Here is a 10,182-nt window from a genome sequence, read left to right as displayed (position 1 = left end):
TGGTGGGGCCGCCCGGTGCCGGCCCCCCCCGATCCCCCCCCGGGCTCCCCCCCCTGGTTCCCCGCCCCCGGCCCCCCACTACCACACGGTCTCAGCGCATTACCACACGGTCTCAGCGCATTACCACACGGTCTCAGCGCACTACCAACGTCTCAGCGCAGCAGCGCCACCGCTGCACAGGCGACCACGATCGCCAGCGACGGCCACTGCATCGGCAGGTAGAAGAAATGATGGCGGGCAGGCTCGCCCTCCGCGCGCGGGCCGCGGTTGAGCACCATGCCCAGCACGACATTGATCGCTGCGCCGATGCCGAAGCCGATCAACAGCTGCGCCAGCGAGGTATTGCCTTTGGCAACAGCAGGGTCGGGCCACAGCCACATCAACAGCAGCAGGGTGGCAATGGGGGTGAGCAGGGTCAGGAATCCTGCGCCTCGATAAATAACCATGGGGTGACCTGTAGAACGGGACCGCACATTCTGCACTACCCCGCGTGCCGACCAACGGTCGGCACCTACCCGACGGGCCGGCCAACGGTCGGCACCTGCCCGGCGGGCGGCCCCCACGCTACAGCCTCCGCCGGCGGGCCACGACCGTGGGTCGTGGCCGCGCTCCCTCAGCGCAATCCGGTCTCGTTGCGCGCGATCACCAACCGCTGGATTTCCGAGGTGCCCTCGTAGATCTCGGTGATCTTGGCATCACGGAAGTAACGCTCCAGCGGCATTTCCTTGGAATAGCCCATGCCGCCGTGAATCTGCACGGCCTGGTGGGTGATCCACATCGCTGCTTCCGAAGCGGTCAGCTTGGCGATCGCCGCTTCATTGCTGAAGCGCTTGCCCTGGCCCTTCACCCATGCCGCACGCAGCGTCAGCAGCAGCGCTGCATCCAGCTTGCACTTCATGTCGGCGATCTTGGCCTGGGTCATCTGGAAGGTACCGATCGCGGCACCGAAGGCCTTGCGGTCCTTCACGTATTCGATCGTGGCTTCGTACGCGGCACGCGCGATGCCGATCGCCTGCGAAGCGATACCGATACGGCCGGCATCGAGCACGCCCATGGCGATCTTGAAGCCCTCGCCTTCCTTGCCGACCACGTCATCGGCAGCGGCCACGTAATCCTGGAACTCGATCTCGCAGGTCGCCGAAGCACGGATGCCCAGCTTCGGCTCGGTCTTGCCGCGGTGGAAGCCGGCGTTGTCGGTGTCGATCATGAACGCGGTGATGCCACGTGCGCCCTGGTCCGGATCGGTCATCGCAAACAGCACGATGTACTTGGCGACCGGGCCGGAGGTGATCCAGCTCTTCTTGCCGTTGATGACGTAGGTGCCGTCGGCCTGCTTGACCGCGCGGCAGCGCATCGCCGTCGCATCCGAGCCGGACTGCGGCTCGGTCAGCGCGAACGCGCCGATGGCTTCGCCCTCGGCAATGGCGCGCACGTACTTCTGCTTCTGCGCTTCGCTGCCATGGGTCAGGATGCCGTTGCAGAACAACGAGTTGTTGACCGACATGATCGTCGAATGCGCGGCGTCTCCGGCGGCGACCTCCACCATCGCCAGGACGTAGGCGATCGGGTCCATGCCCGCACCGCCGTAGGCTTCGGGTACTTCGATGCCCATCAGACCGTTCTCGCCCAGCAGGCGGATGTTCTCCAGCGGGAACTCGCCGGTGCGGTCATGGTGTTCGGCGCTGGGCGCGATCTTTTCCTGCGCGATACGGCGCGCGACGTCCTGCAGCATCAACTGCTCTTCGGTAAAGCTGAAATCCACAACACCCTCCCGGGGACATTAGTGATATGGCCGCGCAGAGCGCGGCCAGGTCGGGCGATTGTACCGGGGGGCGGGGAGGCACGCCTGACTTGACCGGACAGCCGCCAAAGGACGAAAATATCTCTATATCGCGATAGGTAGATATTTATGGATCTCGAGGACTGGTCCGTCCGGCTGAAAGTGTTCGCCGACGCCACCCGGGTGCGCCTGCTGGCGCTGCTGGAACAGGAAGAACTCACCGTGGCCGAGCTGTCGGCCATCACCACGCTGGCCCAGCCGCGGGTGTCCACCCATCTGGCCCGGCTCAAGGAGGCCGGCCTGGTCCGCGACCGTCGCTCGGGCGTCTCGGCCTATTACCGCTTCGATGACGCGGCGCTGGACCCGGCGCAGCGCGCATTGTGGCATGCCCTGAGCACCGGCAGCGACGACCCGCTGCTGCGCCAGGACGCTGAACGCGTGGCCGCCGTGATGGCCAGCCGGGCCGCCGACCAGAACTGGGCCGACAGCGTCGCCGGCGACATGGAACGCCACTACTCCCCCGGCCGCACCTGGGAAGCGCTGGCACGCACTGCGCTGCCGCTGCTGGAAACCGGCGACGTGCTCGACATCGCCTCCGGTGACGGCGTGCTGGCCGAGCTTGTGGCGCCGCACGCCAAGCGCTACATCTGCATCGACACCAGCGCGCGCGTGGTCGCCGCCGCCAGCGAGCGCCTGCGCCGGCTGGCCAACGTGGAAGTGCGCGAAGGCGACATGCATGCCCTGCCGTTCCCCGACCAGAGCTTCGACCTGGTGGTGCTGATGCATGCGCTGACCTACGCGGCCAAACCGGCCCAGGCCGTTGCCGAAGGCGCGCGCGTGCTGCGCCCGGGCGGTCGCCTGCTGCTGTGCAGCCTGGCCCGGCACGAGCATCGTGCGGCCGTGGATGCCTATGGCCACGTCAACCTCGGTTTCAGCGACAAGGAACTGCGCAAGTTCGTGGAGAAGGCCGGTCTGGTCGTCTCCAGCCTGGAAACCGTGACCCGCGAGAAGCGCCCGCCGCATTTCGAAGTCATCTCGCTGATCGCCAGCAAGCCCTGAGGTCTGCCCATGTCATCCCTGCCCTGGCTCCACCCCGACCGCGTGCACGCGCTGGAAACGGCGCTGGCCCAGCGCATCCTGATCATCGACGGGGCCATGGGCACGATGATCCAGCGGCATGGCCTGGAAGAGGACGACTACCGCGGCGAGCGCTTCGCCGACGGCTACGACCACCAGCACGGGCCCGGCTGCGACCATGCCGCGCCCGGTGAGACGCCGCAGGGGCACGATCTCAAGGGCAACAATGACCTGCTGCTGTTGACCCGGCCGGAAGTGATTGGCGGCATCCACACCGCGTACCTGGAAGCCGGTGCCGATCTGGTCGAGACCAACACCTTCAACGCGACCTCGGTCAGCCAGGCCGACTATCACCTTGAACACCTGGTCTACGAGCTCAACAAAGCCGGCGCCGCGGTGGCGCGCGCCTGCTGCGATGCGGTCGCGGCGACCACGCCGGGCAAGCCGCGCTTCGTGATCGGCGTGCTCGGCCCGACCAGCCGCACCGCTTCGATCAGCCCGGACGTGAACGATCCCGGTTTCCGCAACACCAGTTTCGATGCCCTGCGCGAGACCTACCGCGAAGCCATCGACGGCCTGATCGACGGCGGCGCCGACACCCTGATGGTGGAAACCATCTTCGATACGCTCAACGCCAAGGCCGCGCTGTTCGCCATCGAAGAGGTGTTCGATGCCCGCGGCGGGCGCCTGCCGGTGATGATCTCCGGCACGATCACCGATGCCTCCGGGCGCACCCTGTCCGGACAGACGGCCGAAGCGTTCTACGCCTCGGTCGCGCACGGCCGACCACTGTCGATCGGTCTGAACTGCGCGCTCGGTGCCAGCGACATGCGGCCGCACGTGGAGACCTTGTCCACCGTGGCCGAGTGCCTGGTCAGCGCGCACCCGAACGCGGGCCTGCCCAATGCCTTCGGCGAGTACGACGAAACCCCGGAAGAAATGGCCACCACGCTGCGCGAATTCGCCAGTGCCGGCCTGCTCAACCTGGTGGGCGGCTGCTGCGGCACCACCCCGGCGCACATCCGCGCGATCGCCGAGGCGGTCGCCGATCTGCCGCCCCGCCGCCTGCCGGCACCCCCGCTGGAAGACGCGGCATGACCGCGTCCGCCCCACGCTCCCGTCGTCGTTGTCGTTGACCCTCCTCCGCCAGCCCGTGCCCGCCTGCCCATGACGTCTTCCCGCTACACCCGCCTGTCCGGTCTCGAGCCGCTGGTCATCACTCCGGACCTGCTGTTCGTCAACATCGGTGAGCGCACCAATGTCACCGGCAGCGCGCAGTTCCGCAAGCTGGTGAAGGAAGAGCGCTACGAAGAGGCGGTGGAAGTGGCGCGCCAGCAGGTCGCCAACGGTGCGCAGATCCTCGACGTCAACATGGACGAGGGCCTGATCGATTCCGAAAAGGCGATGACGCGCTACCTCAACCTGATCATGTCCGAGCCGGACATCGCGCGCATTCCGGTGATGGTCGACTCCTCCAAGTGGAGCGTGATCGAGGCCGGGCTGAAATGCCTGCAGGGCAAGAGCGTGGTCAATTCGATTTCGCTCAAGGAAGGCGAAGCGCAGTTCATCGAACAGGCGCGCAAGGTGCTGCGTTACGGCGCCGCTGCGGTGGTCATGGCCTTCGACGAGGATGGCCAGGCCGATACCTGCGCGCGCAAGGTGGAGATCTGCACCCGCGCCTACCGGATCCTGACCGAGCAGGTCGGCTTCCCGCCGCAGGACATCATCTTCGATCCGAACATCTTCGCCGTCGCCACCGGCATCGAAGAGCACGACAACTACGCGGTCGACTTCATCGAAGCCACCCGCATCATCAAGCGCACCCTGCCGCACTGCCATGTCTCCGGCGGTGTCTCCAACGTGTCGTTCTCGTTCCGCGGCAACGAAACAGTTCGCCAGGCGATCCACTCGGTGTTCCTGTTCCATGCCATCGGCGCGGGCATGGACATGGGCATCGTCAACGCCGGTGCGATGCCGATCTACGACGATCTGGACGCCGAGCTGCGCGAGCGCGTGGAGGACGTGATCCTCAACCGCCGCAGCGACGGTACCGAGCGCCTGCTCGAGATCGCCGAGCGCTACAAGGGCAAGAAGGGCGAAGTGCGCGGCGAAGACCTCGCCTGGCGCGAGAAGCCGGTCAATGATCGCCTCGCGCATGCGCTGGTGCACGGCATGGACGCATGGGTCGAGCAGGACACCGAAGAAGCGCGTGCGCGCTCGACGCGTCCGCTGGATGTCATCGAAGGCCCGCTGATGGACGGCATGAACATCGTCGGCGACCTGTTTGGCGCCGGCAAGATGTTCCTGCCGCAGGTGGTCAAATCCGCGCGCGTGATGAAGAAGGCGGTGGCCTATCTGCTGCCGTACATCGAGGCGGAAAAGGCCCGCAGCGGCGACACCGCCAAGAGCAACGGCAAGATCATCATGGCCACGGTCAAGGGTGACGTGCACGACATCGGCAAGAACATCGTCGGCGTGGTCCTGGCCTGCAACAACTTCGATGTGATCGACCTGGGCGTGATGGTGCCCGCACAGAAGATCCTGGATGCCGCGCGCGCCGAGAACGCCGACATCATCGGCCTGTCGGGCCTGATCACACCGTCGCTGGAAGAGATGAGCCACGTCGCCCGCGAGATGGAGCGGCAGGGCTTCACGATGCCGTTGATGATCGGCGGCGCGACCACCTCGCGCGCGCACACCGCGCTGAAGATCGACCCGCACTACAAGGCGCCCACGGTGTGGGTGAAGGATGCCTCGCGCGCGGTCGGCGTGGCACAGTCGTTGATCTCGCGCGAGCTGCGCGATGCCTTCGTGGCCGCCAACGAGGCCGACTACGCCGACATCCGCCAGCGCCACCGCAACCGTGGCGACGCCAAGCGACTGGTGACCCTCGCCAAGGCGCGCGCCCAGCGGTTCGTGGGCGACTGGGCCACCTACACACCGCCGGTGCCGCGCAAGCCGGGGCTGCATGTGCTCTACGATTACCCGCTGGCCGACCTGGTCGAGGTGATCGACTGGACGCCGTTCTTCCAGGCCTGGGAACTGGCCGGCAAGTATCCGGCGATCCTCACCGATGAGATCGTCGGGCCCCAGGCGACCGACCTGTACAAGGACGCCCGCGCGATGCTCAGCCAGATCGTCGCGGAAAAGTGGCTGACCGCCAAGGCCGTGTTCGGCCTGTGGCCGGCCAACAGCGTCGGCGATGACGTCCACCTGCGCACCGACAGCGGCCCGGCCGTGCTGCACTTCCTGCGCCAGCAGGTGGACAAGCCGGTCGAACGCCCGGATTTCTGCCTCGCCGATTTCATCGCGCCGGCCGACAGCGGCAGGCAGGACTGGATCGGCGCGTTCGCGGTGACCGCCGGCATCGGCATCGACCCGCACGTGGCCCGCTTCGAGGCCGACCACGACGATTACAACGCGATCCTGCTCAAGGCGCTGGCCGACCGCTTGGCCGAAGCGCTGGCCGAGCGCCTGCACCAGCATGTACGCATGGATTACTGGGGCTACCAGCCGGACGAGCAGCTGGACAACGAATCGCTGATCGCCGAAAAGTACGCCGGCATCCGACCTGCCCCCGGGTATCCGGCCTGTCCGGAGCACAGCGAGAAAGCCACGCTGTTCCGCTTGCTGGATGCCGAGCGCAACGCGGACATGCAGCTGACCGAGAGCTTCGCGATGCTGCCCACCGCAGCGGTGTCGGGCTACTACTTCAGCCATCCGCAGAGCCAGTATTTCGTGGTCGGCCGGGTCACCCGCGAGCAGGTGGTCGACTATGCCAAGCGCAAGGGCGTGGACCGTGTGCAGGCCGAGCGCTGGCTGGCCTCGAACCTGGATTACGATCCGGAATGAGCGTGCCACCCGACCAACGGTCGGGTGCTACCGACGTGATGGATTGCCGGTGTCGTTCGTTTGCCCGACCCACGGTCGGGTGCTGACGGCATAATGCCTGGGTAGGCACCCGCTGTTGGTGGGTGCGCGCCCTTCGAGACCCCGCATGACCGCCCTCCCCCGCGACGCCGTTCCGGCCGTCCGCCTGTCCTCGTTCTACCTCTTCTACTACGCCGCCCTCGGCGCGTTCACCCCGTACTGGTCGCTGTTCCTGACCTCGCGCGGGATGAGCGTCACTGCGATCAGCGTGATGATGGGCCTCTGGTACGCCACCCGCATCGTCGCGCCCACCACCTGGACCTCCCTCGCCGCCGCCTCGCCGCGCCCGATCTTCTGGCTGCGGCTGGGCTGCGTGCTGACCCTGCTGACGTTCTGCGCCTTCCTGCTGCCGTTGCCGCAACCGTGGCTGTATCCGGCGATGATCACGTTCTGCTTCTTCTACAACGCGGTGATGCCGCAGTTCGAATCGATCACGCTGACCCACCTGGGCAGTGACAGCCACCGTTACGGGCTGATCCGGGTGTGGGGCTCGCTGGGCTTCATCGCCGTGGTGATGCTGTTCGGCTGGATCATCGAAGGCGACGGCGGCGCCGGCAACGCGCACCTGCTGCCCTGGCTGATGCTGCCGCTGTTCGGCCTGCTCACCGCCTCGGGCTTTGCCAACCGCTACGCGCGCAACCTGCAGCGCAGCGACGGCGACGCGAGCGGCTTCTGGCAGATCGTGCGCAAGCCACAGGTGCTGGCGTTCTTCCTGGCCGCGTTCATGGAGCAGCTGTCGTTCGGCCCCTACTACACCTTTTTCTCGGTCTACATGGATCACCACGGCTACGCGACCTCCACGCTGGGCGTGTTGTGGACGATCGGGGTGGTCTTCGAAGTGGGCGTGTTCTTCACCATCGGCCGCTTCTTCCGCCGTTATGACGCGAGCTGGATGCTGCTGATCGCGCTGCTCAGTTCCACCGTGCGCTGGGCGGTCACCGCGCTGTTCCCGGAGAACCTGCCCGTGATGCTGATCGCCCAGACCGCGCACGCACTGGGCTTCGCGGCCTTCTTCGCCGCCGCGATGCAGATGCTGGCGACCTACTTCCCCGGCCGGCTCAACGGCCATGGCCAGGGCCTGCTGTACGGGTTCTCGTCCGGCGTGGGCGGCGTGCTCGGCGCGTTGATTGCCGGTCAGCTGTGGCCCATCGATCAGGGCCGCACGGCGTTCCTGGCCGGCAGCGGATTCGCGTTGGCCGGCGCCCTGCTGTGCTTCTTCGCGATCAGCCTGCCGCTGCTGCGGGCCGGCCGCCGGAAACGCGCAGCCGTGTAGCGCCACGCCATGCGTGGCTGGCGACTCACGGCGCGGCGGCTGGCGCCGTCGCCTCCAAGCGGCGCAGATGCGCCTGGAAATCCGGCAGCAGCAGACGATTGCCGTAGCCGCTGAGATGATCGCCATCGAAGAACAGCGGTCTGCCGTCGCGGGTCGGCAGGCACTGCGCACCGGGGCACAGCAACGGCATCGGATCCCAGATCGACGCACCGGGCAGACCGGCAGCCACCTGCTGCAGGCCGGCCAGCACCGGCGCACGCAACTGCTCGATCTCGCTGCGCGCGATGGTCATGCCGTGGGCGCAGATCGGGTTGTGCCGGTTGAACACATCCGAGCAGCGGTACGGAGGCGCCGGCAGCACCGGTTTGGGCGCTTCCAGCACGATGCGCACGCCACGTTCGGCCAGCGGTCTGAGCTGCGCGATCCGGTGCGCGATTTCGGCGTTGCGGCCTGCATCGGCGGTTTCGCTGAGATGTTCGGCACGCACCTGTGCGACATCGAACAAGGCGTACTGTTCGGACAGCCGCGGCAGCCGCAGCCCTGCCAACAGCACCACATCACCTGGCTGCGCACGCGCCTGGATATCGTCCAGCACATTGCGCGCATAGGCCTCGCAGGCCGGATTGGGCCCCTGCCAGTCACGCAGCCCGACCAGCGCGCAGCCGCCGCTGCCGTACAGTCGGATCGGCGCACCGTCGAGCACGGCCAGGCGCTGCAGCATCTCGTGGTAAGCCAGCGCGTGCGAATCACCGGCAACAAACAGTTGGCGGGCGGATGCGGTGCGTCCTTGGCACTCCCCGCGCTCGTACAGGCGCGCCTGCCCGCCGGCCACCGGCACATTGCCGACCCGCACGCGGCAATCGGGAATTTCCTTCTTCAGCCCCTTGGCATACGGATACCAGTCCAGCGGGGCGCGGCTGACCACGCTGAGCGAGGTGTACTGCTGGGTCTTGACCAGCGCCGACTGCAGCCCGGCCCCGAGCACCAGCACGCCCAGCCCGACCGTGACCCAGCGCGCGTTGCTGACGCGCCAGCGCGCGCCGTGTCGCAGCGGCTGCTCCACCCAGCGCCACGACAGCCAGGACAGCAGCGCCACGCACAGCAGCGCCGCGGCGCCGGTGGCCAGCGTCTCCAGGCCCACGGTCCAGCGGAACAGTACGAAGACCGGCCAGTGCCACAGGTATAACGAGTAGGACAGCCGACCCACCGTCACCATCGGCGTGGTCCCCAGCGCGCGGGCGATCCAGCCGCCCGCCGAGCGCTGCAGAAGACCCAGCAGCCCCAGCGTACCCAGCACCGGCCAGAGGCCGTCGATCCACGGCGAATGGCCCGGGCGTGCCGACCAGAGCCCGTAGCCCAGCGCCAGCAGGCTCAGCAACAGCAGCGGCGAGCGCCAGCTGAAGCCACGCGACAGCACCGGTGGCGGCGTGAACCGGCCGCTCAACGACAACAGCTGGAACAGCAGCACGCCGGCGCCAAGCTGCCAGAATCGCGTGGTGGTCAGGTAGAACGCATCGATCTCATGGCCGCCCTGCCGCGCCCGAAACACCGCATACCCCAGCGATGCCACGGTGGCCACGCCGAACAGCCCCAGCGACAGCCAGCGCCCGCGCGGACCTTTGGCCCAGGCCAGGAACAACAGCGGGAACAGCAGGTAGAACTGTTCCTCCACCCCCAGCGACCAGGTGTGCGTGTACGGATTGAACTCGGTGCGCGGCGAGAAGTAGTCATTGCCGGTGCTGGCCAGCACCCAGTTGCTCAAGCCCACGAACGCCATGCGCCCGGTCTTGTCGCTGGTCTCGCTGAGCCAGGATTCGGGAATCAGCAACGCGCTGAGCATCGCCGTTACCAGCAGGCACACCACCAGTGCCGGGGCGATGCGGCGCATGCGGCGCGCGTAGAAGCGCGCCAGCCCGGCCCAGCCGCCCACCGCCGGCAGTCGATCCACCGACGCGCTGACCACGAAGCCGGAGATGACGAAGAACACGTCCACACCGGTGAAGCCGCCGGGCAGCCAGCTGGCCTTGAGGTGATAGAGGATGACCGCCAGTACCGCGATGGCACGCAGGCCATCGATATGCGGGAAGTACCCGGGACTGCGTTCCTGCATGGCCCTGCTCCT

At 67.3% G+C, this 10,182-nt stretch carries 7 protein-coding genes; 4 read left to right on the top strand and 3 right to left on the bottom strand.

The window, feature by feature from the left end:
* Positions 1-152: 152 nt before the first annotated feature.
* Both ABE434_RS18330 and ABE434_RS18325 read right to left on the bottom strand, forming a co-directional pair.
* Entirely contained in the window at positions 153-446 is a 294-nt protein-coding gene (locus tag ABE434_RS18330; protein WP_179458556.1) for a hypothetical protein, read from the bottom strand.
* 167 nt (positions 447-613) lie between these two features.
* A complete protein-coding gene (locus tag ABE434_RS18325) occupies positions 614-1,762 on the bottom strand; it encodes an acyl-CoA dehydrogenase family protein (RefSeq protein WP_179458555.1) in 1,149 nt (382 codons plus the stop codon).
* 147 nt (positions 1,763-1,909) lie between these two features.
* On the opposite strand from ABE434_RS18325, the gene ABE434_RS18320 reads away from it, so the two are divergent.
* From ABE434_RS18320 to ABE434_RS18305, 4 genes are all read left to right on the top strand, one after another.
* Complete coding sequence (locus tag ABE434_RS18320; protein WP_121037902.1) at positions 1,910-2,839, top strand: metalloregulator ArsR/SmtB family transcription factor; 930 nt, start codon at positions 1,910-1,912, stop codon at positions 2,837-2,839.
* Between the two features lie 9 nt (positions 2,840-2,848).
* A complete protein-coding gene (locus ABE434_RS18315; RefSeq protein ID WP_346479819.1) occupies positions 2,849-3,955 on the top strand; it encodes a homocysteine S-methyltransferase family protein in 1,107 nt (368 codons plus the stop codon).
* Positions 3,956-4,024: 69 nt separating this feature from the next.
* Positions 4,025-6,709 carry a methionine synthase gene (gene metH, locus ABE434_RS18310; RefSeq protein ID WP_346479818.1) on the top strand — a complete coding sequence of 895 codons (2,685 nt, stop codon included), beginning with the start codon at positions 4,025-4,027 and terminating at the stop codon, positions 6,707-6,709.
* Positions 6,710-6,854: 145 nt separating this feature from the next.
* Positions 6,855-8,060, top strand: a complete 1,206-nt coding sequence (locus ABE434_RS18305) for an MFS transporter (protein ID WP_176989506.1) — start codon at positions 6,855-6,857, stop codon at positions 8,058-8,060.
* Between the two features lie 25 nt (positions 8,061-8,085).
* Here ABE434_RS18305 and ABE434_RS18300 read toward each other — a convergent pair whose 3' ends face one another.
* Positions 8,086-10,170: an acyltransferase family protein gene (locus ABE434_RS18300; protein WP_346479817.1), complete on the bottom strand. Its 2,085-nt coding sequence runs from the start codon at positions 10,168-10,170 to the stop codon at positions 8,086-8,088.
* Positions 10,171-10,182 lie beyond the last annotated feature (12 nt).

This window comes from Stenotrophomonas sp. TWI1183, from assembly GCF_039673115.1.
GTDB lineage: Bacteria > Pseudomonadota > Gammaproteobacteria > Xanthomonadales > Xanthomonadaceae > Stenotrophomonas > Stenotrophomonas maltophilia_AA.
This window is presented reverse-complemented; position numbering and strand designations above follow the sequence as displayed.

Excerpts from the sequence above, each read along its gene's own strand:
- metH (WP_346479818.1), top strand. The coding sequence starts at position 4,025 with ATGACGTCTTCCCGCTACACCCGCCTGTCCGGTCTCGAGCCGCTGGTC.
- ABE434_RS18305 (WP_176989506.1), top strand. The coding sequence starts at position 6,855 with ATGACCGCCCTCCCCCGCGACGCCGTTCCGGCCGTCCGCCTGTCCTCG.
- ABE434_RS18330 (WP_179458556.1), bottom strand. The coding sequence starts at position 446 with ATGGTTATTTATCGAGGCGCAGGATTCCTGACCCTGCTCACCCCCATT.
- ABE434_RS18315 (WP_346479819.1), top strand. The coding sequence starts at position 2,849 with ATGTCATCCCTGCCCTGGCTCCACCCCGACCGCGTGCACGCGCTGGAA.
- ABE434_RS18300 (WP_346479817.1), bottom strand. The coding sequence starts at position 10,170 with ATGCAGGAACGCAGTCCCGGGTACTTCCCGCATATCGATGGCCTGCGT.
- ABE434_RS18320 (WP_121037902.1), top strand. The coding sequence starts at position 1,910 with ATGGATCTCGAGGACTGGTCCGTCCGGCTGAAAGTGTTCGCCGACGCC.